The sequence below is a fragment of the Pseudoduganella sp. R-34 genome (assembly GCF_049904655.1).
In the GTDB taxonomy this organism is placed as follows: domain Bacteria; phylum Pseudomonadota; class Gammaproteobacteria; order Burkholderiales; family Burkholderiaceae_D; genus Rugamonas.
Genome location: NZ_CP184572.1, coordinates 4,417,001 through 4,438,590 on the forward strand (window position 1 = coordinate 4,417,001; position 21,590 = coordinate 4,438,590).

The 21,590-nt window shown below is 64.3% G+C and carries 19 protein-coding genes; 3 read left to right on the top strand and 16 right to left on the bottom strand.

The window, feature by feature from the left end; all coding sequences use genetic code 11:
- The first annotated feature begins 104 nt into the window (after positions 1-104).
- Positions 105-983: a LysR substrate-binding domain-containing protein gene (locus tag ACN9MW_RS20100; protein ID WP_426162282.1), complete on the top strand. Its 879-nt coding sequence runs from the start codon at positions 105-107 to the stop codon at positions 981-983.
- Here the strand turns inward: ACN9MW_RS20100 and ACN9MW_RS20105 are convergent.
- The 6 genes from ACN9MW_RS20105 to ACN9MW_RS20130 are packed head-to-tail and all read right to left on the bottom strand — an operon-like array spanning position 943 to position 8,102.
- Positions 943-4,110: an efflux RND transporter permease subunit gene (locus ACN9MW_RS20105; protein ID WP_426162283.1), complete on the bottom strand. Its 3,168-nt coding sequence runs from the start codon at positions 4,108-4,110 to the stop codon at positions 943-945. The genes ACN9MW_RS20100 and ACN9MW_RS20105 overlap by 41 nt on opposite strands.
- Positions 4,111-4,119: 9 nt before the next feature.
- Positions 4,120-5,298, bottom strand: coding sequence for an efflux RND transporter periplasmic adaptor subunit (locus ACN9MW_RS20110; RefSeq protein WP_426162284.1), 1,179 nt, complete (start codon positions 5,296-5,298; stop codon positions 4,120-4,122).
- A complete protein-coding gene (locus ACN9MW_RS20115; RefSeq protein ID WP_426162285.1) occupies positions 5,295-6,524 on the bottom strand; it encodes a TolC family protein in 1,230 nt (409 codons plus the stop codon). The genes ACN9MW_RS20110 and ACN9MW_RS20115 overlap by 4 nt, the downstream gene beginning before the upstream one ends.
- A gap of 54 nt (positions 6,525-6,578) precedes the next feature.
- Positions 6,579-6,899, bottom strand: a complete 321-nt coding sequence (locus tag ACN9MW_RS20120) for a hypothetical protein (protein WP_426162286.1) — start codon at positions 6,897-6,899, stop codon at positions 6,579-6,581.
- Between the two features lie 9 nt (positions 6,900-6,908).
- Entirely contained in the window at positions 6,909-7,403 is a 495-nt protein-coding gene (locus ACN9MW_RS20125; RefSeq protein WP_426162287.1) for a DinB family protein, read from the bottom strand.
- A gap of 15 nt (positions 7,404-7,418) precedes the next feature.
- On the bottom strand, positions 7,419-8,102 hold the full coding sequence (locus ACN9MW_RS20130; RefSeq protein WP_426162288.1) for a substrate-binding periplasmic protein: 684 nt from the start codon (positions 8,100-8,102) through the stop codon (positions 7,419-7,421).
- Positions 8,103-8,237: 135 nt separating this feature from the next.
- Here ACN9MW_RS20130 and ACN9MW_RS20135 point away from each other — a divergent pair, with 135 nt between their 5' ends.
- Positions 8,238-9,074, top strand: coding sequence for a universal stress protein (locus tag ACN9MW_RS20135; protein WP_426162289.1), 837 nt, complete (start codon positions 8,238-8,240; stop codon positions 9,072-9,074).
- Here ACN9MW_RS20135 and hppD read toward each other — a convergent pair whose 3' ends face one another.
- Positions 9,075-10,142, bottom strand: coding sequence for a 4-hydroxyphenylpyruvate dioxygenase (hppD, locus tag ACN9MW_RS20140; protein WP_426162290.1), 1,068 nt, complete (start codon positions 10,140-10,142; stop codon positions 9,075-9,077).
- Between the two features lie 119 nt (positions 10,143-10,261).
- Here hppD and ACN9MW_RS20145 point away from each other — a divergent pair, with 119 nt between their 5' ends.
- Complete coding sequence (locus tag ACN9MW_RS20145) at positions 10,262-10,783, top strand: Lrp/AsnC family transcriptional regulator (RefSeq protein ID WP_426162291.1); 522 nt, start codon at positions 10,262-10,264, stop codon at positions 10,781-10,783.
- Positions 10,784-10,789: 6 nt separating this feature from the next.
- Here the strand turns inward: ACN9MW_RS20145 and ACN9MW_RS20150 are convergent, their stop codons facing one another.
- The 9 genes from ACN9MW_RS20150 to ACN9MW_RS20190 all read right to left on the bottom strand — a co-directional run bounded on the left by ACN9MW_RS20150 (position 10,790) and on the right by ACN9MW_RS20190 (position 21,572).
- Positions 10,790-12,502 (bottom strand): FAD-binding oxidoreductase, encoded by a 1,713-nt coding sequence (locus ACN9MW_RS20150; RefSeq protein ID WP_426162292.1) that lies wholly within the window; start codon positions 12,500-12,502, stop codon positions 10,790-10,792.
- On the bottom strand, positions 12,499-13,191 hold the full coding sequence (locus tag ACN9MW_RS20155; protein ID WP_426162293.1) for a PepSY domain-containing protein: 693 nt from the start codon (positions 13,189-13,191) through the stop codon (positions 12,499-12,501). The genes ACN9MW_RS20150 and ACN9MW_RS20155 overlap by 4 nt, the downstream gene beginning before the upstream one ends.
- Before the next feature lie 94 nt (positions 13,192-13,285).
- Positions 13,286-13,639, bottom strand: coding sequence for a hypothetical protein (locus ACN9MW_RS20160; protein WP_426162294.1), 354 nt, complete (start codon positions 13,637-13,639; stop codon positions 13,286-13,288).
- 6 nt (positions 13,640-13,645) lie between these two features.
- Positions 13,646-13,993, bottom strand: coding sequence for a copper-binding protein (locus ACN9MW_RS20165; RefSeq protein ID WP_426162295.1), 348 nt, complete (start codon positions 13,991-13,993; stop codon positions 13,646-13,648).
- Between the two features lies 1 nt (position 13,994).
- Complete coding sequence (locus tag ACN9MW_RS20170; protein WP_426162297.1) at positions 13,995-17,129, bottom strand: efflux RND transporter permease subunit; 3,135 nt, start codon at positions 17,127-17,129, stop codon at positions 13,995-13,997.
- The gene (locus ACN9MW_RS20175) at positions 17,126-18,607 is read right to left on the bottom strand and encodes an efflux RND transporter periplasmic adaptor subunit (RefSeq protein WP_426162298.1); all 1,482 of its coding nucleotides are present in this window, start codon (positions 18,605-18,607) and stop codon (positions 17,126-17,128) included. Before ACN9MW_RS20175 ends, ACN9MW_RS20170 begins: the two co-directional genes overlap by 4 nt.
- Positions 18,604-19,854, bottom strand: coding sequence for a TolC family protein (locus tag ACN9MW_RS20180; protein WP_426162299.1), 1,251 nt, complete (start codon positions 19,852-19,854; stop codon positions 18,604-18,606). Before ACN9MW_RS20180 ends, ACN9MW_RS20175 begins: the two co-directional genes overlap by 4 nt.
- A 77-nt stretch (positions 19,855-19,931) precedes the next feature.
- Positions 19,932-20,306 carry a hypothetical protein gene (locus tag ACN9MW_RS20185; RefSeq protein WP_426162300.1) on the bottom strand — a complete coding sequence of 125 codons (375 nt, stop codon included), beginning with the start codon at positions 20,304-20,306 and terminating at the stop codon, positions 19,932-19,934.
- Between the two features lie 210 nt (positions 20,307-20,516).
- Positions 20,517-21,572 carry a LacI family DNA-binding transcriptional regulator gene (locus tag ACN9MW_RS20190; protein ID WP_426162301.1) on the bottom strand — a complete coding sequence of 352 codons (1,056 nt, stop codon included), beginning with the start codon at positions 21,570-21,572 and terminating at the stop codon, positions 20,517-20,519.
- Positions 21,573-21,590: the final 18 nt, after the last annotated feature.

A 21,590-nucleotide genomic window follows, 5' to 3' on the forward strand; every position in this document is an offset into this window, starting at 1 on the left:
ACAGTATTCCTTACAAGTGAATGGAGATGCGCCATCATCCAACACCTTCCAAATGAGATAAATATGGTAAATTGCAGAACATTGATCCATAGATGGAGCAATCAGTGGAGTATCTGAACGACATGGCCTTGTTCGTGGAGGTGGTGAAGGCCAAGGGTTTTCGCGGTGCCGGGGACGTGCTGGGGATTCCGAATTCAACGATTTCGCGCCGGATCGCGGCGCTGGAAAAAGCCATCGGCCTGCGGCTTCTGCATCGCACGACCCGCAAGATCGAGCTGACGGAGGCGGGCCAGGTCTATTTCGAGCGCTGCAAGCGCATCATCGATGAAGCGCGGCTGGCGCATGAACAACTGGGCGGCATGCTGGCGCAGCCGACAGGCGTGCTGCGGGCTTCGCTGCCGGTCGATTTCGCACAGACCTACCTTGCGCCCTTGATCGCTGAATTCGCGCAACGCTATCCCGGCATCACCTTTGAGCTGGACCTGACGCCCCGCCTGGTGGACCTGGTCAGCGAACCATTTGATGTGGCGATACGCATGGGTGAGCTGGTGGATTCGCAGCTGATTGCGCGCCAGTTGGCGCTGCTCACGCCCAAGCTGTATGCCTCGCCGGGCTACCTTGCGCAGCACGGCGAGCCGCACGAACCTGCGGACCTGGAACGGCATGCCTGTCTCGGCTTGGCGAAATCCACCACCTGGACCCTGCTACGCGATGGGCACAGCGAGCCAGTTGCGGTGAGCGGCCGCTTTGCAGTCAACAACGTGGGCATGTTCCGGCGCCTTGCTGCGCTCGACATGGGCGTCATCCTGTTGCCGGAAGAAGTCGTAGCAGACGATCTTGCGGCAGGCCGCTTGCAACGCATCCTGCCGCAATGGCATGGCAAGCCAACACCGGTGTATGCCTTGACCGAAACACGCCTGGTTCCGGCCAAGACGGCGCGCTTTATTGAGTTCCTGCGAGAGCACCTGGGGCAAGCGGGCTGACCTCTTCCTTGCGGCTGTAGGCCAGGCGGTACAGCAAGGGCAACAGCAGCAGCGTCAGCGCGGTGGAGGACAGCACGCCGCCGATCACCACGGTAGCCAAGGGGCGCTGGACTTCCGCACCGGTGCCGGTCGCAATCGCCATCGGCACAAAGCCAAGCGATGCCACCAGAGCCGTCATCAGCACTGGCCGCAAACGCACCAGCGCGCCGTTGCGCACGGCGTCGGCCAGCGGCTGCCCCTGCTCACGCAGGCTGCGGATGAAGGAGATCATCACCAGGCCGTTCAGCACAGCGACGCCGGACAGCGCAATGAAGCCGACTGCTGCCGATATCGACATCGGAATTCCCCGCATCCAGAGCGCGAAGATGCCGCCGGTCAGCGCAAATGGAATGCCGGTAAACACCAGCGCGCCATCGCGGGCGTTGTTAAACATCAGGAACAGCAGCGCGAACACCAGCGCAAGCGATGCCGGCACCACCACCTTCAGGCGTTGCGCAGCATTCTGCAGGTTTTCGAACTGCCCGCCCCAAGCCAGCCAGTAGCCGGCCGGCAGCTGCACGCCTTTCAGGATCGCTTGCTGCGCTTCTTCGACGAAGGAGCCGATGTCGCGGTCCTGCATATTGACCGTCACCACCACGCGGCGCTTGCCCTGTTCGCGGCTTAGCTGGTTCGGGCCGGGCGCCGTGTCGAAGGTCGCAATCTCGGCCAGGGTGACGTAGGCCGGACGTGCGCCCTCCTTCTTCGGCAGCGGCACCGGCAGGCGCTTCAGCAGTTCGATGTCCGAGCGCAGCGCTTCCGGCAAACGCACCACGATGTCGAAGCGGCGGTCTCCCTCGAACATGGCGCCCGCCTCGCGGCCTGCGGTCGCAGTGGCGATCAGCTCCTGCACTTCGGCGATATTCAGGCCAAGGCGCGCGGCCCGTTCCCGGTCGACCTGTATCTGCAGCATGGGCAGGCCGGTGGTTTGTTCGACCTTGACTCCGGAGGCGCCCGGAATCCTGCCAAGGATGGCGCCGATTTCGGCAGCCTTCGCATTCAGCACATCGAGGTCGTCGCCAAACACCTTCACCGCAACATCGCTGCGAACGCCGGAAATCAGCTCATTCACGCGGAGCTGGATCGGCTGGCTGAATTCGTAGCTATTGCCGGGCAATTGCTCCAGCGTTTCCCGGATGGCGGCCAGCAGTTCCTCGCGGCTGCGCTTCGGCTTTGGCCATTCCTTTTCCGGCTTGAGCATGATGTATCCGTCCGAAATACTTGGCGGCATCGGGTCCGACGCGATTTCCGCCGTGCCGGTGCGGGCGAAGACGTTGGCAATTTCGGGGAATTTTGCCACCAGCGTCTTCTCGATCTGTTGCTGCATCTGGACCGATTGACCCAATCCGGTACCGGGAATGCGCACGGTCAGCACAGCGAAGTCGCCTTCGTTCAGGTTCGGCACAAACTCGGTGCCAAGGCGCGTCGCCAGCAACGTGGACAGGGCCAGCACCAGCCCCGCCGCGGTAAACACTACCGGGCGGTTGGCCATGACATAGTCCAGCAGCTCGCCGTAACGGCGTTTGGCTGCCAGCATCAGGCGACCTTCTTCCTCGCGCACCGATTTGTTCATGAACAGCGCCACGGCGGCCGGCACGAAGGTAATCGACAGCAGCATGGCGCCAAGCAAGGCCGTCACGACGGTGAAGGCCATCGGGTGGAACATCTTGCCTTCAATCCCGGACAGCACGAAGATCGGCAGGTACACGATCATGATGATCAACTGCCCGAACAGCAGCGGCCTGCGCGCCTCGTGTGCGGCGGCGAAGACTTCCGCAAAGCGTTCTTCGCGCGTCAGCGGCCGTCCGGCATGCTGTTGCGCGTGCGCCAGGCGTCGCACGCAGTTCTCCACGATCACCACGGCGCCATCGACGATGATGCCGAAGTCGAGCGCGCCGAGGCTTAGCAGGTTGGCGCTAACGTTATTGGCCACCATGCCGGTGAAGGTAAACAGCATTGACAGCGGAATCACCATCGCCGTAATCAGCGCCGCTCGCATATTGCCGAGGAAGAGGAACAGCACGCCGATCACCAGCACCGCGCCTTCCAACAGGTTTCGCTTGACGGTATCGATCGCCTTTTCCACCAGCACCGTGCGGTTATATACCGGCGTCGCCGATACTCCGGCCGGCAGGCTGCGGTTGATCTCGACCATCTTCTTGTCGACCGCCAGCGCCACCGCACGGCTGTTCTCGCCGATCAGCATGAACACGGTGCCCAGCACCACCTCGCGCCCGTTGCGGGTGGCGGCCCCGGTGCGCAGTTCAGCGCCGACGCCCACGGTTGCGACGTCGGCGATGCGCACGGCCACGCCGTCGATGGTGGAGACCACGATATTGCCGATGTCGGCCACGGACTTGAGCTGGCCTGGTGCGCGCAGCAGGTATTGCTCGCCTTCCTTCTCGATATAGCCTGCACCGACATTGCCGTTGTTGCGCTCCAGCGCCGTCACCACGTCCGACAGGTTCAGGCCATACGACGCCAGCTTGGCCGGCGTTGGCGCGACCAGGTATTCCTTGTCGTAGCCGCCGATCGAATTGATCTCGGTGACACCGGGCACGTTGCGCAGTTGGGGCTTGATGATCCAGTCCTGGATTTCGCGCAGGTCGGTCGGCGTGTAGGGCGTGCCGTCCGGCTTGCGTGCATTCGGCGCCGCATCCACCGTCCACAGGTAGATTTCAGACAGGCCGGTGGCGATGGGGCTCATGGTCGGCGTCAGTCCGGCCGGAAGCTGGGAACGCGCATCCTGGATGCGCTGGCTGATCAACTGGCGGGCAAAGTGGATGTCCGTGCCATCCTTGAATACCACCGTGATCTGCGACAGGCCATAACGCGACAAGGACCTGGTCTGCTCAAGGCGCGGCAGGCCGGCCATCAGCGATTCGATCGGGAAGGTGATGCGCTGTTCCACTTCCAGCGGCGAGTAGCCGGCGGCGGCGGTATTGATCTGCACCTGGACGTTGGTGATGTCCGGCACGGCGTCGATCGGCAGCTTCTTGTAATTGACCGCGCCCAGCACGGCCATCGCCAGTACGGCGAACATGACCATCCATCGGTGGCCGATGCAGGCCTGGATAATTCGGCTTAACATGGCGGCTCCTTAGTCTTCATGCTCGGCAGCGCCCTTGCCCTGCTCCGCCTTGATGGTGAAACTGTGGGCGGCGGCATACTGCGCAGCCTTGCGCAGGCCGGCAGTGATCTCCACCAGCTTGCCGTCGGAACGGCCGACCGTGACCGGCACCGGCGTGAACGCCTGGCCATCGCGCTGGAAGACGACCTGCGTGCCGTTCAGCACTTGCAGCGCTTCCTTTTCCACCGCGACCGGCACTTCGGCTGAACCGGTGATCACGTCGACATCCACGAACAGGCCGGGCCGCCATGCCAACTCTGGATTGTCCAGCACAACGCGGGCGCGGGCGGCGCGGGTCTGTTCGCCGATCAGGGCGCTGACAAAACTCACCCTGCCCTTGACCGCGGCATTCGAGGCGGCCGAGTGCAACACGGCTTCCGTGCCGACCTTGACGATCTCGAGGTCCTTCGCAGGCACCACGACCTCCGCCCATACCCGGCGCAAGTCGGAAACCGTGAATACCTTGGTTTCCGCGCCGACCGCCTCGCCAACTGCGATGTGCTTGTCGACGATCAGGCCATCGAACGGCGCCCGGATTTCAAGGCGGTTGTATGGCCCCTTGCCGGAACCGCCCGCGCCGATGGCCACCAGCTTCTGGCGCGCGTTCTGCACGGCGATGCTGGCTTCATGCCATTCCTGCTCCGCCTTCAGGTAGTCCTGGCGTGCCGAGACCTTGTCTTCCCACAGCTTCTTTTCGGCCTCGTAGACCGAGTGGGCCAGCACTGCACGCTTTTCGGCGGCGGCCAGGCTGCTGCGCTGCTCGGATACGTCGGCGCTGGCCAGCACCGCCAGTAGCTCGCCCCTGCGTACCTGCTGGCCGAGATTGGCCTGCACTTCCTGCACAATGCCGTCCACGCGCGGCGTGACGTGCGCAGTGCGATCCTCGTTCAGTTTGACTTCGCCCGGCAGGCGGACGAAGGTTTCCAGGCGCGCCGCGCCGGCCGTACGCACTTGGATATCGGCCGCCGCAACCTGCGCGTCGGTGAACGGGATTGACTGCGTGCCGGCAGGATGTTCCTCGTGGTGTTCGCTCGCCTCGGCACCGGCTTTCGCGGCCGGCGCGATGCGCTCCCAGCCCAGAACTGCGCCCGCAAACAGGGCGGCAACGGCCACCATGGCCGCAATGGTGATTTTTTGACGCTTGTTCATTTTGAATCCTTGATGTCCAGGTTGCCAACCAGCTTGGCCAGGTCGGCCCGGGCGCGATAGAAGTCCGAAATGGCCCGCAGGTGCTGGCCCTGCGCCTGCACCCAGGTGCGCTGGGCATCGAGCACTTCGACGTAATTGAATTTGCCGGCTTCGAAGCCTTTCATCGCCGCATCGGCAGCATATTGGGCGCCGGGCAGCACGTCTTCGCGCACCAGGCGTTCCTGCTGCACGGCCGCCTGCATGCGAGCATGGGCCTGCATGGCCTCTGTGCGAATACGCTGGCGAGTCGCTTCCAGCTCCGCGCCGGCCTTGTCGGCACGGCGTTGCGCTGCCAGGATCGCGCCCTGGTTGCGATTAAACAGCGGCAGTGGGACGGACAGTCCGATGATGTTCTGGCGGACGCGGTCGCGCTCCGGACCTTCGCTGCGCTTGCTGCCGACGATCAGCGAAACGTCCGGCATGCGTGCGGCGCGCTCCATACGCAGGGACGCCTTGCCCGCCTCGACTTCGGCAATGGCCCGCTCGATGGCTGGCGCGGAATCAATCAGGTCTTCCAGCTGTCCGGCGGGGAGGCCGGCTTCGGCTGGCGAGGCAGGCGCCGCCAGCACCCCGATTTCGCTACCGGTGTTGCCGAGCAGGCTGGCCAGCCTGATACGCGCCTCGTCCAGTTCGCGCTGCGCTGTCACGCCCTCGATGCGCCAGTTGGCTTCCGCCACGCGGGCTCGAGCCTCTTCCACCGGCGACACCTTGCCCGCCAATACGCGGCGCGCGGCGGCTTCGCTGGAGCGGCGCCCGCTTTCGCTGACCTGCATAGCCAACGCAACATGCTGCTGCGCGAGCCATGTTTGCTGGTAGGCGGCGACCACTTCCGCCTCGATTCGCGCCCGGCCGACGGCCAGGTCCAGTGCCGCCGTACGGCTGCCAGCCTGCGCCGCCTCCATGCGCGCGGCGCGCTTGCCGCCCAGTTCAAGCGGGATTGATAGCTGGACGGTCGAAGAACCGCTCTCGCTGGTTTTCCCTTCGCGCAGGTAGTCCAGCGAAGGATTGGGCAGCAAAGCTGCCTGCCGTCCGGCCGCGTCGACGGCTGCGACTTCCAGCGTCAGCGCCCGCAGCTCGGGATTGCCTTGCCGCGCACGTTCCAGCGCTTCGGCAAGCGTCAATGATGGTTGCGCCCACGCGGGGGCCAGGCAAATGGCCGCCAGCAAGGGCACGTAAATGGCTTTCACGATGTTGCTCCTTGATGATTGATGGGGAACGGCTGCATGCGGCAGCCGGATCAATCAGCGGAGCCTGTCGGGACGCGGAGGAATATCCGGGATGAAGGAATGGAAAGGCGGCTCCGGCGAAGGCACCGGAGCGATCGAATCGACTTGCTGGCGCCCGTCAACCAGGTTGGCGACAAACGGCGCATGCGAGTGATGGCAGAAGTCGCACTGCGTGCAGCAGGCACTATCCGAGCCTGCCGAATCAGCCGCCGCAGCCACATGCTCGTCGAACTGCGACACATTGATTTTCAGACAGCAGCTATCCGTCGCCGCCAGGGTCGCCTGGAGCGGCAGCACTAGTAACAGCAGGATAACGAGGAAGCGCCGGATATTCATTTGGCCAGATTATAGCAAGCGGCGCCCCGGTTCGCTGACGTGCAGGAATTTCGTCAGGATATCGCGCGGCGGCGTCACCGAGATATTCTTGAGCACCTGGCCCACGTTGCCGCGGTGATAACCGCCATGGGTAATCACGTGCATCAGCATTTCCTCGCGCGACATCTGGCCGGTGTCGCCGTCGGTGAACCTGAACTGCAGCCTTGCGGACAGCGCAGCTTCATCCAGGCTGGCGACATACTGCTGGTACCAGCCATCCGTTTCGATGACTGCAGCGCGCAGCTCCGCCAAAGCCGGCGTGGCCATGGTGTTGGTGGCCTCGTAGCCATGCGCCTCGCCGAGCAGGTGCGCGCGGAAGATCCGGTCGACGACGTAGATATGATTCAGGGTACGGATGGCGGTGTGCAGGTCTGCTTCCGAAGTAACGGACGCCAGCACGTCGAACAGTTCGACATTGGCCCAGGCCTTGTAGTCGAACAGTGTTTTGAGAATGGGCAGTGACATGGTTTTCAAGTGTAGTTAGCGATAGCGGCGCAGCAGCCGGTCGATGCTGCCATCGGAGACCAGGCCGCCGATGGCGCGCTGGACATCGTCGAACGGGATTGCAGATTTTTTCGAGAACGCACATTGCGCCTTGAAGGGATCAAACTCGAAGTCGATCCGCAGCTTGTGCTGGGGCTCTGCGCGCATCAGGTATTCCGCCGTCATGCGGCCCATGATGGCGTATTGCATGCGGCCATGCTGGATCTTCGAGATATTCAGCTCCATCGAAGGCGCATCCTCGCGCACGAACGCACGTCCCAGCGCGGCATCGATCATCGAATAGGAATACCCCAGCACCGTGCCGACCGGCTTGTTGGCCAGGTCGGATAGTGCCCGTACCGCAGGCGCTTCCGGCCGTGACACCAGCACGCCTGCATCGGGCATCAGCGGCTGGCTCCAGTTGAAAGTGCCGGGCAGCCAGCGCGGCAGTACGTAGCAGACGCCATCGGCCCGTCCGCTGGCCAAGTATTCGGCCACCCGCTTGGCGGGAACGCTGACGTAACGCGCCTGCCGCCCCATGCGATGCGCAATGCCGTCGCCAAGGTCCTTCAGCAGGCCATCGACCATCTCCCCGTCCTGGAAACGGGACAAGGGCATATTGTGGTTGGTCGCGGCGACAAACACCACTTCCCCCTGGCCGGCAACTGCTGCAGGGCTCAAGGCAAGCAACAGGCAGGAAGGCGCGAGACAAGAACGTAACATAAAGACATGATATCAGACGAGCTTGACCCAAGTCATGGATCATGCGTGGCAATCGGGCGCACACTTGTACCAACATCAACACAGGAGGACATCATGTCTTACCGCACCATCGTAGTCCATGCCGACCGGGCGGCGAACGCCGAAGCCCGCATCGCGCTGGCGGCAGCCATCGCCGCGCGTGAAGAAGCCCACCTGGTCGGCGCCGCGATGACCGGCATGCCACGCTCGATGTTGGCAGGCCGCAGTTACGAAGGCAGCGGCGTATTCCTCGCCGACTACCTGCGCCGTGCCGAGGAGCGCGTGCAACTGGCGCTGGAGCAATTCAAGTCCCAGGCCGATCGCCTTGGCGTCCAGTCTTTCGAAGCGCGCAGCAGCAACGACGACGAATATGCCGGCCTGTGCATGCAGGCGCGCTACGCCGACCTGGTGGTACTGGGACAGGCTCCAGCCGCCGACGACAATCAGGATAGCCTGCTGCCGGACCTGCCGGATTACGTGCTATTGAATTGCGGCCGCCCGGTACTGCTGGTGCCGCGTACGGGACGCTTCCCGACCATCGGCAAGCGCGTGATGGTGGCCTGGAACGGCAGCGTGGAGGCGGCAAAGGCCGTCACCGCCGCCCTGCCCCTGTTGCGCGGTGCGGAACAGGTCACGCTGGCAGTGCTGGGCAACAGCGCCGATACCCTGGGCGAGTCCCCGGGCGCCGATATCGCCTTGTACCTGGCGCGGCATGGCGTCAACGTGGAAGTCCTGCGCCGGCCAGAGCCGGCCGATCCCGGCAAGGCCATCCTGTCGCTGGCGGCCGACTTCAATGTCGACCTGCTGGTGATGGGCGCCTACGGCCATAGCCGCTTCCGTGAAATGATGCTGGGCGGCGCCACGCGCACCATACTGGCAACGGCGACGCTGCCTGTATTGATGGCGCATTGATTACGCGGTCAGCACGCCGCGGCGCATCTGGTCCAGCTCAATCGACTCGAACAGGGCTTTGAAGTTGCCTTCGCCGAAGCCCTGGTTGCCCTTGCGCTGGATGAACTCGAAGAACACCGGGCCAAGCTGGTTTTCGGAGAAGATCTGCAGCAGCAGGTCGCCCGGCTTGCCGTCGATCAGGATCTTGCGCTCGCGCAGGGCCTGCAGCTGCTCGCCATGGCCGGGGATGCGCCGGTCGACCAGTTCGTAGTAGGTGTCGATGGTGTCGAGCAGCTTCACGCCGGCGCCGCGCAGGCTGTCCACGGTCACGTACAGGTTGTCGCTGCCCATCGCGATGTGCTGGATGCCTTCGCCGCGGTACGCGTCGAGGTATTCCTGGATCTGGCCGGGGCGGTCGGTGCCTTCCTCATTGATCGGGATGCGCAGCTTGCCGCAAGGGCTGGTCATGGCCTTCGACTTCACGCCGGTGACCTGGCCTTCGATATCGAAATAGCGCACTTCGCGGAAGTTGAACAGGCGCTCGTAGAACTCGGCCCACTCGCCCATGCGGCCTCGGTGCACGTTGTGGGTCAGGTGGTCGATGTAGGTCAGGCCATGGCCTTTCGGGTTCTGGTCGACACCCGGAATCGGCTCGAAGTCCACGTCGTAAATGCTGATATTGCCGTTGCCGGGCCAGCGGTCCACCAGGTAGATCAGCGAATCGCCGATGCCTTTGATGGCCGGCAGGTTCAGTTCCATCGGGCCGGCCTTGCTCTCAAAGCCCCAGGCGCCAAGACGCAGCGCTCGCTTGTAGGCATAGGCGGCATCTTTCACGCGGAAGCCGATGGCGCAGACGGACGGGCCGTGCAGTTCGGCGAAGCGCTGTGCGAAGGAATCCTTTTCAGCGTTCAGCAGGAAATTGACTTCGCCCTGGCGGTACAGGGTCACGTCCTTGCTGCGATGGCGCGCCACCGCGGTAAAGCCCATGGCTTCGAAAGTCTTGCCCATTGCGACTGGGTCCGGCGCCGCGTATTCGATGAATTCGAAGCCGTCGGTGCCCATCGGGTTGTCCCACAGTGAGTCGGTCATTTGCTGTCTCCGGAAAAGTGTGTAGATAACGGATATACTACGCACTGATTCTGGATTTTTTGCGCATCATGAACGACAAGCGCGACTGAAGATGCGCATTTTGCGCACAACCAAGGGAAATGATGATGATTACCGTCGACCGCCACGACCTGTCCCTGCTGAACGAGCTTCAGCGCAACGGGGAAGCGACCAACGCCGCCCTGGCTGAAGTGCTGCATTTGTCGGTATCGCAGGTTGGGCGGCGCGTGCAGCGCCTGCGCGAGGCAGGGATCATCGACCATTATGCAGCCGTGCTGGAACCGACCACGGTGGGATTGGACGTAATGGCCTTCGTCCATATCACACTGGATCGCCACGGCGAGAAGCGCGGCGACGCCTTCGAAAAGGCGATCCGCGATGTGCCTGAAGTGATGGAGTGCTTCTCCGTGACCGGTGAAGCAGACTACGTGGCGCGCGTCGTATCGCACGACCTGGCATCCTTCGCCGACCTGATGATGAAGGAAATCCTGCTCCTGCCCGGCGTGGTCAACGTCAAATCCAACATCGCGCTGAAAAAGATCAAGCAGTCCACCGTGCTGCCGCTGGAGCACATCGTGCGGCCGAACCCGCGCAAGCAGCGCATCGAGTTCGCCCGCACTTGACGACAGCTAGATCTTGAAGTCGTCGAACGACACCCGCTGCGCGCCCTGCTCCTTCAGCATTTCGCGCGTGGCATGCAGCATTGCCGGCGGCCCGCAAACATAGAAGTCGCAATCGCGGGCCTGCGGCTGCTGCGCAAGAAACTCGTCGCGCACCACTTCATGCACCTTGCGGCCATTGTCGGACAGCACCACGTGCCAGCTGAAATGCGGGTAGCGCAGCGCCAGTTCGTCAAATTCTTCACGATACGGCACTTCGTCCGCAGCACGCGCCCCGTACCAGAAGCGCACGGTTTCCTTCGCGCCGGATTCCAGCTGCGCGCGAATCATCGACCGTAACGGCGCCATGCCGGCCCCGCCGCCGATGAAGACCTTCTCGTTCCGGCCCCGGCGCAAGGCGAATTCGCCAAACGGTCCATTGAACGCGACTTGCTCCCCCTCTTTCAGCGCGTGCACGTACGACGAGCCGATACCGCCGGCGACGTGCCGCACCAGCAGCGTCACGCAGCCGCCGGCCTGTGCGACCGGCAGCGACAGCGAATAAGACCGGCGCAAGGACTTGCGGGGCCCGAACAGCCCGCGCGTACGGGGAATGTGAAGCTGCACATAGCTGCCGGGGCGGAAATCGGCGCCCGCTTTCTGGTCCGGGCGCAGCACCACTTCACGCAGGGTCGGCGTGATCTCGCGCACGCGCTCCACCGTTGCCGTGCGGCTGACCATCAGTGCCGCACCATGGCTGACAGCGATTTCCATATCGGAGGTCACCGCCATGCCGCAGGCCAGCCGGTGGCCGCGGCGCAGGCGCTGGTCGGGAATGTGGTCGCCATCGGACGACGATGCCGGCGGCGCGTTATGGCAGGCGCGCACCTCGCACAGCCCGCAGCTTTGGCCGCCGCCGCAGTTGGACGGCAGCTGGATCCCCGCGCGCGCCAGCGCGTCGAACACCGAATCGCCATGGCGGGACTTGACGATGCCGATGCGCCTTCCGCCCTCATCGAGCACGGTCACCTGCCGCGCCGGCAGCAGGCGTGCCGGGACGAAATCGTGCAGGCGCAGGCTGGTGCACAACAGCCATATGCCACTCAGCGCCATCCACAAGCCGCCCAATGCAGCCATCAGCAGCAGCGAATTATTGAAATCTTCACGGCCACCATAGTCCATGATGTGCAGCATCCATGCGATGTCGAACAGGCGCCACGTGGCGTTGCGCCGCTCCAGGATGCGGCCATCGACGGCGGACACGTAAATCGTCGTGGCGTCCGCGTCATCGAACTCAACACGCCAGCTTGCCCCGCGATGCTTGCGAATTTCCAGCGTCGGTTTCGCCACCCATTGCGGCTGCCCGGCCTTTCCTTCGCCAACATAATCGGCACGCGCCACTTCCAGCGCCTGGTCAGCGCCGACCGCAAGCGGCGCGCCGTTGCGCGCATCCAGCAGCCAGCTACCCTCGCCGTTCTTCAGCAGGTAAGCCGGCACTTGCAGCAGCCAGCGGCTGTCGATCGATTCCACCGGCTTGCGCGAAGCCGCCAGCACGTCGGCCGGCGCCACCAGGCCGGTTCTCGGCCACTCCGCAGCCGCCTTCAGCGGCGCCCGATGGGCCATGCCTTCGACCACGTCCTGGTCCAGCAGGCTCATGACCATGCCGCTCACCAGCCAGAGCAGGAACTGCAGTCCGACGACCAGCCCGACCCATTTATGCATTTTCCGCAGTAACGGCGTCATTTCGCGGCCCTCCTGCGCACGGTGAACCACAGCAGCCAGATCCCGCTCAACGCGAACAGGGTGCCGGCAATGGAAACGCTGCGCAACAGCGTGTTGTTGACGTTGCTGCGCTTGTCGTAATCCATGATGTGCAGCATCCACAGGAAATCATAGGCCCGCCACAGGGAATGACGCTGCGCCACCACTTCCCCTGTGGATGGAGACACGTAAAGGCTGCTGCCATTGGAGTCGTCAAAGTCGACGCGCCATAACGGCGCGCGGCGCGTAGCGACCTCTTTCGGCAATTCCCGGAGTAATTGAATGCCGCTCACGCTGCCATCGCCCATGTACGCTTGTTGCGCCAGTTTCAGTGCCTGCGCCTGGTCCAGCGGATCCAGTTGCTTGCCGCTGGCCGCGTCCACCAGGCCGATGCCGCCGGCGAACTTCACCTCATACACTTCCCGCTCCAGCAAATGCTTCAGGCGAAAGCCTGTCATGCCGGGGAGTTGCGCCGCCAGCTGCGACGGCTGCAGCGCGACGGCTTTCGCCTCCACTGCAGGCCGCTCCACGTGCGACAGGTGGTCGCCGTGGATAATGTCGATCGAAATTGCGGCCATATACACGCCGCTCGCCATCCAGAACAAAGCCTGGATGCCGACCAGCAGGCCAAGCCACTTGTGTAGCCGGCGTGACCAGAATGCCTGTTTCATAAAGTCCTCTTTCTTTGCCCGCCGCACGCAACCATGGCGTGCAGCCTATCCTCCGCCGCGCAAGGCGGCGCCTCTTGTGGAAAATCCTGGAAACTCAGGAAGCGTGGTGGCGCGGGGGGCGTTCCGGGCCATCGGGGATATGGCTGGCATGGCAAGCCGGCAGCAAGCCAAAGTGCGGGTCGGTGCCGTCCCAGGACGCCGACGCGACGTTCGGGTCCGGCAATGCGGCCGAAGCGCAGCAGCAAGTGACGCAGGCGCCGCAAGCCGTATGGCCCACGTCCTGCAGCACGCTGGCGCCCTTCTTTACCGCTTTGACGTCATGGCGCAGCGACTGCCTGGGCTGGTGCTCGCCGATTTCGCAAGACAGTTGCACGACGCTGGCCAGCGCTTGCAGGGGCAAGGCCAGCATCAGCAGCCACAGCATCCATGTCCTGACGAATCGGTTCATGCTTTTTTACTTCGCAACTTCGATGGCGGTGACCGTCATGGCGCCATTGGCATTTTCAACGGTGAAGCGCACCTTGTCGCCGGCTTTCACCTTGTCCAGCATGGCGGCGTCCTTGACGCGGAATACCATCGTCATCGCACCCATGCCGAGGTTTTTCAGTTCGCCGTGCTTGATGGTCAGCTTGCCGGATGGCTTGTCGACTTTCTTGATTTCGCCATCGGTGGTATCGGCCACGGCGCTTGTCGCCTGCTGGTCATGGTCGGCGTGTCCGCCATGGTCGGCCATGGCTGGCACGCCGGCCATGACGGCTGCCGCCAGGATTGCTGCTTGCAGGGTGGTGTGGATTGCTTTCATATTAATTCTCCAAAGTTGTATTGCGCCGCCGAAGCAGCAAGTATGCCGCAGGTACTACAAATAACGATAGCAGGGGCGCGGACAACATTCCCCCCACCATCGGTGCAGCGATGCGCTGCATGATCTCGGACCCGGTGCCGGCGCCAATCATGATCGGCACCAGGCCAGCCACGATGACCGTCACCGTCATGGCTTTCGGCCGCACCCGCAACACCGCGCCTTCACGAATGGCGTCCAGCAGGTCTGCCTCGCCGTGACGCCCTGCGGCTTCGCGCGCTTCCCACGCATGTTTGAGATAGAGCAGCATGATCACGCCGAATTCGGCCGCCACGCCGGCCAAGGCGATAAAACCAACGCCGGTAGCCACCGACAGGTTATGGCCGAGTACCCACAGCAGCCAGACCCCGCCGGCCAGTGCAAACGGCAGCGTGGCCATGATCAGCGCTGCCTCGTCGGCGCGGCGGAACGTCAGGTACAGCAGCACGAAGATAATCAGCAGCGTAGCGGGCACCACTACCTGCAGGCGCGCCGTTGCGCGCTCCAGGTATTCGAACTGTCCCGACCACGACACTGAATAGCCAGGCGGCAGCTTGACGCCGGCTGCGACGGCTCGCTGCATTTCCTGCACGGCAGAACGCAAGTCGCGGCCGTGGATATCCACATACACCCAGCCCGACAACCGGGCATTTTCGCTGCGCAGCATCGGCGGGCCATCGCTGATGCGCACCGTGGCCACGTCGGCAAGACGCAACTGGGCGCCGCGTTCCGTCAACAGCGGCAAGGCGCGCAGGCTCTCCAGCGAATCGCGCAGTTCGCGCGGGTAGCGCACGTTGATGGGAAAGCGCTGCAGGCCTTCGACGGTTTCGCCGACGTTATCACCGCCCACCGCGCTGGCGATGATGCTTTGCACTTCATCGATATTCAGGCCGTAGCGCCCCGCTGCCGCCCGGTCGATTGCCACATCAATGTAACGGCCGCCGTTCAGGCGTTCCGCCAACGCTGACGACACGCCCGCCACCGGCCGCACCACGCGCTCGATTTCAGCTGCGATACGGTCGATTTCCTGCAGGCTGGCGCCCGACACCTTGATGCCGACCGGGCTCTTGATGCCGGTCGCCAGCATGTCGATCCGGTTGCGGATCGGCGGTACCCAGATGTTGGCCAGGCCAGGCACCTTGACGATGCGGTCCAGCTCCGCCACCAGCTTGTCCGGCGTCATGCCGGGCCGCCACTGGTCGCGCGGCTTGAACTGGATGGTAGTCTCGAACATCTCCAGCGGCGCCGGGTCGGTGGCCGATTCCGCGCGACCGGCCTTGCCGAAGACGCTTTGTACTTCCGGCACTGTCTTGATCATCCGGTCGGTCTGCTGCAGCAGTTGCTGCACCTTGCCCGCGCCAAGCCCTGGCAAGGCCGAAGGCATGTACAGCAAATCTCCTTCATCCAGCGGCGGCATGAATTCGCCGCCCATGTGCGCCAGCGGCCAGAGCGACAGCACCGCCACCGCAGCCGCCACGGCCAGCGTGGCCTTCGGCCATTGCAGCACGCGCTCGAGCAAGGGCCGGTACACCGCAATCAGCCAGCGGTTGAGGGGATTGGCATGTTCGTCGGGAATTCGGCCCCGAATCAGATAGCCCATGAGGACCGGAATCAGCGTCACTGCCAGCCCCGCTGCCGCCGCCATCGCATACGTCTTGGTGAAGGCGAGCGGGGCGAACAGGCGCCCTTCCTGCGCTTCCAGTGTGAACACCGGGATGAAGGACAGCACGATGATCAGCAGGGAGAAGAACAGCGCCGGCCCCACTTCCGCAGCCGCCGCGGCAATCACCTGCCAGTGTTCTTCGCCTTCCAGCGACCTGCCGGGATGGGCATGGCGCCATGCTTCGATATGCTTGTGGGCGTTCTCGATCATCACCACCGCCGCATCGACCATGGCGCCGATGGCAATCGCGATCCCGCCCAGGGACATGATGTTGGCATTGACGCCTTGGTAATGCATGATCAGGTAGGCAGCCAGCACGCCCAGCGGCAGCGAGACGATGGCCACCAGTGCGGAGCGCAGGTGGAACAGGAACACGGCGCAGACCAGGGCCACGACGACGAATTCCTCCGCCAGCTTGGTCTCGAGGTTGCTGACCGCACGCCGTATCAGGTTGGAGCGGTCGTACACCGGCACGATTTCCACACCCGGCGGCAGGCTGGCCTTGAGCGCCGCCAGGCGCGCCTTGACGGCATCAATCGTCTGCAATGCATTTTTACCGGAACGCATGACGATCACGCCGCCCGCCACTTCGCCCTCGCCATTCAAGTCGGCGATGCCGCGCCGCATTTCCGGGCCGAGCTGGATGGTTGCCACGTCGCCCAGGCGCACCGCCACGCCGCCCTCGCTGGCCGTCAGGGGAATCTGGCGGAAGTCTTCCAGCGAGCGCAGGTAGCCCGATGCGCGCACCATATACTCCGCTTCCGCCAGTTCCAGCACCGAGCCGCCGGTCTCCTGGTTGGCGCGGCGGATCGCGTCGATCGCCTTGCCGTGCGTGATATTGAAAGCGCGCAGCCGCGCCGGGTCAAGCAGCACCTGGTACTGCTTGACCATGCCGCCAAGGCTGGCCACCTCCGCCACGTTCGGTACCGCCTTCAGTTCGTACTTGAGGAACCAGTCCTGCAAGGCGCGCAGCTGCGCCAGGTCATGCTTGCCGCTGCGGTCGACCAGCGCATACTCGAACACCCAGCCCACGCCCGTCGCATCTGGCCCCAGCGAGGCGCGCGCCTGCGGCGGCAGTCGTGACTGCACCTGGTTCAGGTACTCCAGCACGCGCGAACGCGCCCAGTAGGGGTCGGTGCCGTCCTCGAACAGCACGTAGACAAAGGAATCGCCGAAAAAGGAATAGCCGCGCACCGTTCGCGCGCCCGGCACCGACAGCATCTGCGTGGTCAGGGGGTAAGTGACCTGGTTTTCGACGATCTGCGGCGCCTGCCCGGGGAAGCTGGTGCGAATGATGACCTGCACGTCCGACAGGTCCGGAATCGCATCGAGCGGCGTGCGCTGCAGCGCCCATGCGCCCCATCCTGCCAGCAGCACGGACGCCAGCAGCACGAGGAATCGGTTACGGATCGACCACAGGATCAGTTTCGCGATCATTTCTGCTCCCCGTGCTGATGCGTTGGAGCGGAAGCCGGCGCCATCGACGTAACCCGGAAGCTGCCGTCCGCCTGCTGCACGAACTCGAAGCTCACATGGTCGCCCGCCGCGACACGCAGCGGCAAGCCGCCTTGCGGCAGCTTGAAGGCCATCGTCATGGCGGGCCACTTGAGCGTGGCGATCGGGCCATGCGACAAGGTGATCTCGTCCTTATCCACAGCTTCCACAGTCGCCTCGCCGCGATGCGCCAGCGGCGCCGGGCCGGCCATGCGCTGGCCGCTGCCTTTCAGGCTCGCTTCCGAGTCGACCAGGAACTGCCCGGAGACCGCCACTTTCTGCCCAGCCTGCAAACCGGCGCGGATTTCCACTTGCCCGCTGCTCTCGGCGCCCAGCTCCACCTGCACCGGGGCGAACTTGCCAGCCCCCTCTTCCACCATCACGACGTTGCGCGTACCGGTGCGGATCACCGCTTCCGAAGGCACCAGCAAGGCTGTCTGCCGCCGGCCCGGCGCAAACGACATCGTCACAAACATGCCCGGCGCCAGCCGCCCGCCCGGATTGGACAACTCGATGCGTGCGCGAATGGTGCGCGTCGCCGCATCCACCTGCGGCAGGATCGCCGCCACCTTGCCGTGCAATTCGTTGTCCGGCAAGGCCGCGGCACGTGCCGTGACATCGGAGCCGACCGGTACCTGCGCCACCGCATTTTCCGGCAACTCCGCATTCACCCACACCGTCTCCAGGCCATTGATGCTGTATAGCGGCGCCCCGGCGGCGACGGCCATGCCTTCGCGCGCGGCCAGTTCCGTCACCACGCCGGCACGCGGCGCGACCAGCACCTGGCGCGCCAGCACGCGGCCGCCCGCCTCCACCTGTTGCACCTGCTGTTCGCTCATGCCCGCCAGGCGCATGCGCTGGCGCGCAGCATCCAGCAGCCCCGGCGCAGCGCCAGCCTGCATGCGGCGCACGGCCAGGAATTCTTCCTGCGCCGCCACCCAGTCCGGCATGGTGACCTCGGCCAGCGGCTGTCCGCGCCGCACCGGTTCCAGCGGCGCGCGTACCAGCACGCGTTCCACAAAACCGTTCGAGCGGGACTGGACAACCGCCACTTCGCGCTCGTTGAAAGTCACGTTGCCGACCGCCGATACGGTCAGCGGCAACGGGGCGCTGGAGACCAGCGCCGTGCGTACGCCAAGGTTTTGCTGCACGCGCGGGCTGATGCTCACCGTGCCGGCGTCGCCGCCCTCGTCGGCGTAAACCGGCACCAGGGCCATGTCCATATAGGGCGACTTGCCCGGCTTGTCGAATTTCTGTCCAGGCACCATTGGATCGTGCCAGTACAAGGGCTTGCGGCCCTCCACAACTGGAGCCTGTGCCGGCGCCGCCTGTCGCTTGCCCAACTGGTAGCCGCCGATGGCACCCACTGCGCCCAGCGCGCCTGCCGCGACGATGGCGGCGATCATTGCGTTCTTCTTCATGGGTGGCCTTTCGCCGGCTGGATGTACGTCAGTTGCGCCCAGGTGCGCGCATTGTCGCGTTCGAGCTGCAATGCCTGCAGGCGCTGCTCGCTCTCCGAGCGGCGCGCCGCCATTACCTCCACCAGGCCAGCCTTGCCCCCACGGTAGGCGGCAAGGACCGCCTCCGTGCGCGCACTCGCCAACGGCAGTACCTCCTTCTCGTAGCGCGCGATGCGCTCGCGGCCAGCCTGCCAGTCGGCCAACTGGCTGCGTATCTCCGCCACGTGTTCGCGCAGCGCTTCGTCGCGCTCGGCCTGCGCCTGCCCAGCCATCGACAGCCGGGCCGACAGCTCGCGCTCCTGGCGTTGGTCGCGATCCCACTGCAGCGGTACCGACACGCCAAACGACACCATGCCCGGATAGCCGGGCCCGCGCTGCTGCAGCGCCACTTCAACGGTCCAGTCGGCACTGCGGTTGGCGCGCGCCAGTCCCGCTTCCGCCTGCGCCAGTTCGGCCTGGCGCGTCAGCACCGCCACCTGCGGGTGATGCTCGAGCGTCGCTTCCAGGTTCGCCGGTTCAAGGGCAATGCTGCCGGTATCGACGCTGCCATCGAGCGCCACATCCACCGGCTCGCCGGTCCAGCGCGCGAGCATGATGGCGGCATTGCGCGCCTGCTGCCCCAGCTCCGTTGCACGGTCCTCCAGCACCAGCAAGGCCGCGCGCGCATCGAGCAGGCCGGACTGGGTGCCGCGACCGCCACGATAAGCCGCTTCCGCCGCCGCGATTTCGTCGTGCGCCAGGGCGGCTTGCCGGGCCAGTTCCGCTTTCATGCGCTCGAGATGGTAGCGGTCGAGCCAGGCGATCGCGGTATCGCGCTGGATGTTCGCCGCCAGCGCCTCGGCCGCGGCCTTGCTGCGCGCCGCTTCGCTCTCGAAGCGGGCAGCCCGCCAGCGGCGCTTGTCGCTGCTGGTCAGCTCCTGCATGACGCCAATGCGGCGCATGGTCATCGAATCCGCGCCGATGCGGTAGCGATCCGCACCGCTGACGGGAAGGTTGTCGACGCCGGCTTTCAGCACCGGGTCGGGCAATTGCGCCGCTGCGACAGCCATGTCGCGTGCAGCATCGGCAGCATGGCCTTGCGCCGCCAGTTGGCGCGAACGCTCAACGGCGCGTTGCTGCGCCTGCGCCAGCGTCAGCGCAGGAGCCTCGGCGGCGAACGCCAGGGCGCAGCCAAACGCAAGGCAGCGCCAGATAAATGGGGAAAACATGAAACCTCCAGAGTGCAAAGGAAACCACGCGCAGGCCACGCAGGCAGGCGCGAGACGTCATCAGGCAATCTGGAAGCTCAATGTCGGAAGCAGCAATGCTCTATGGAGTGAGGCGGAGATAGACTGCGCGTCATATCTGGCGGCGCGGCAGCCCCTTCGCTGGACTCGAGGGCCCAAGCGTCGGCAACCACGGTCCCTGCCAGGTCGGCAGCGATGAATGGCAGCACGGGCGGCAAATCGGGCTTGTCCAGCGATTGCTTGGCGGCCAGGTTGCTCGCCTTCGCCTTGCACAGGCTGGGCTGCGCCGGGTCCATGCCGGCGCACTGGGCGCCGGTGGCGACCGGGTTTCCGGCGGTCGGACAGGCATAGGACGCCACGGCAAGCTGCATGAACAGCATGCTGAACAGCGCCACCACAGCGGCCACGATCCTGGAAGTCCGGCGGAATTTCATGGGGGCGATAATAGACCGTTTCTCTCAATCGATCAATGACTTCACCATTATTCTGCCGTCCGTCGCCCGCGGAAGCGCTGGTGCATGGGCGGACTGGCAGCGCTGCCATTTAATTACGCAGCGCGATTTTTCTTTTTCAAATCATCGCCTTAACGCGCAGCCCCGGTGCTTGTTAACAGGCTTTTCCACAGAAAGCGTTAACAAGTTCGCTCAGGAGCGGCGCTTCCGGGCGCGCGCCGAAGCAGCGGAGCCTGGCGCAGGCCCGGTCGACTCGCGCACCACGAACTCGCTCGGGAATTCGATGCGCTGGCGGCGTCCGGATTCGCCGCGGATGCGGCGCACCAGCTCCTGCACGGTGGCCTGTGCCATGGCTTCAAACGGATGCCGCAAGGTGGTCAGCGGCGGCTGCATCATCGATGCGGATGGAATATCGTCGAACCCGATGATCGATATGTCTTCGGGAATCCGCAGGCCCTTTTCGCGGATGGCGTTCATCGCCCCCTGCGCCATCGCATCGTTGGCAGCGAAGATGGCAGTCGGCGGTTCGGCCAGTTCCAGCAACCGCCTGCCGCCTTCCAGCCCCGACTGCTCGTTGAAATCGCCTGGGTAGACCAGGGCCGGATCGGTCTTGATGCCGGCATCGGCCAACGCTGCGAGATAGCCGCGCTCACGCACATCGCTTTGTCCCGTGTATGAACTGCCGCGTATGAAGCCGATACGGCGGTGGCCCAGTTCAAGCAGGTGCGTTACCGCATCGTGCGCACCGTTGACGTTATCGCCGCGTACCACCGGCAAGCTGGTCTCATGCCGGAAATAGTTCACCAGGATGATAGGGCTGGCACTCTTCTCCAGCGTTTCCAGGTAATCGTCGCTCATGCGCGGCAGCACATAGACCAGGCCATCCCACAGGCCATGCAGCAACTGGCTGACGCGCTTGCCTTTGCCGCCCCCCATGTCGCCCAGCGAGTTATAGATGAAAAGATCCATGTCGAACTTGCGCACTTCCTCGCTGAGCGCCGTCACGAAGCAATTGACGACTGCCGACGACAAGTCGTTCACGACCACGCCAATGACATTGGTTTTCCCGCCCTTCATCATGCGCGCCAGGGCATTGGGCGTGTAGCCGAGCTGCCTGGCTGCCGCCTGCACCTTGGCCCTGGTTTCGTCCGAGGCATAACCATCGCCACTCAGTGCGCGCGAAGCAGTCATCACCGATACGCCGGCAACCTTGGCCACATCGGCCAGCGTCACACCCGCTTTTTTCATTTTCACCTGCCGTCCGTT

What these genes read in the sequence shown, in the direction of transcription:
- ACN9MW_RS20105 (WP_426162283.1), bottom strand. Translation starts at nt 4,110, where the DNA reads ATGTTAAGCCGAATTATCCAGGCCTGCATCGGCCACCGATGGATGGTC.
- ACN9MW_RS20110 (WP_426162284.1), bottom strand. Translation starts at nt 5,298, where the DNA reads ATGAACAAGCGTCAAAAAATCACCATTGCGGCCATGGTGGCCGTTGCC.
- ACN9MW_RS20120 (WP_426162286.1), bottom strand. Translation starts at nt 6,899, where the DNA reads ATGAATATCCGGCGCTTCCTCGTTATCCTGCTGTTACTAGTGCTGCCG.
- ACN9MW_RS20125 (WP_426162287.1), bottom strand. Translation starts at nt 7,403, where the DNA reads ATGTCACTGCCCATTCTCAAAACACTGTTCGACTACAAGGCCTGGGCC.
- ACN9MW_RS20135 (WP_426162289.1), top strand. Translation starts at nt 8,238, where the DNA reads ATGTCTTACCGCACCATCGTAGTCCATGCCGACCGGGCGGCGAACGCC.
- hppD (WP_426162290.1), bottom strand. Translation starts at nt 10,142, where the DNA reads ATGACCGACTCACTGTGGGACAACCCGATGGGCACCGACGGCTTCGAA.
- ACN9MW_RS20145 (WP_426162291.1), top strand. Translation starts at nt 10,262, where the DNA reads ATGATGATGATTACCGTCGACCGCCACGACCTGTCCCTGCTGAACGAG.
- ACN9MW_RS20150 (WP_426162292.1), bottom strand. Translation starts at nt 12,502, where the DNA reads ATGACGCCGTTACTGCGGAAAATGCATAAATGGGTCGGGCTGGTCGTC.
- ACN9MW_RS20155 (WP_426162293.1), bottom strand. Translation starts at nt 13,191, where the DNA reads ATGAAACAGGCATTCTGGTCACGCCGGCTACACAAGTGGCTTGGCCTG.
- ACN9MW_RS20160 (WP_426162294.1), bottom strand. Translation starts at nt 13,639, where the DNA reads ATGAACCGATTCGTCAGGACATGGATGCTGTGGCTGCTGATGCTGGCC.
- ACN9MW_RS20165 (WP_426162295.1), bottom strand. Translation starts at nt 13,993, where the DNA reads ATGAAAGCAATCCACACCACCCTGCAAGCAGCAATCCTGGCGGCAGCC.
- ACN9MW_RS20170 (WP_426162297.1), bottom strand. Translation starts at nt 17,129, where the DNA reads ATGATCGCGAAACTGATCCTGTGGTCGATCCGTAACCGATTCCTCGTG.
- ACN9MW_RS20175 (WP_426162298.1), bottom strand. Translation starts at nt 18,607, where the DNA reads ATGAAGAAGAACGCAATGATCGCCGCCATCGTCGCGGCAGGCGCGCTG.
- ACN9MW_RS20180 (WP_426162299.1), bottom strand. Translation starts at nt 19,854, where the DNA reads ATGTTTTCCCCATTTATCTGGCGCTGCCTTGCGTTTGGCTGCGCCCTG.
- ACN9MW_RS20185 (WP_426162300.1), bottom strand. Translation starts at nt 20,306, where the DNA reads ATGAAATTCCGCCGGACTTCCAGGATCGTGGCCGCTGTGGTGGCGCTG.
- ACN9MW_RS20190 (WP_426162301.1), bottom strand. Translation starts at nt 21,572, where the DNA reads ATGAAAAAAGCGGGTGTGACGCTGGCCGATGTGGCCAAGGTTGCCGGC.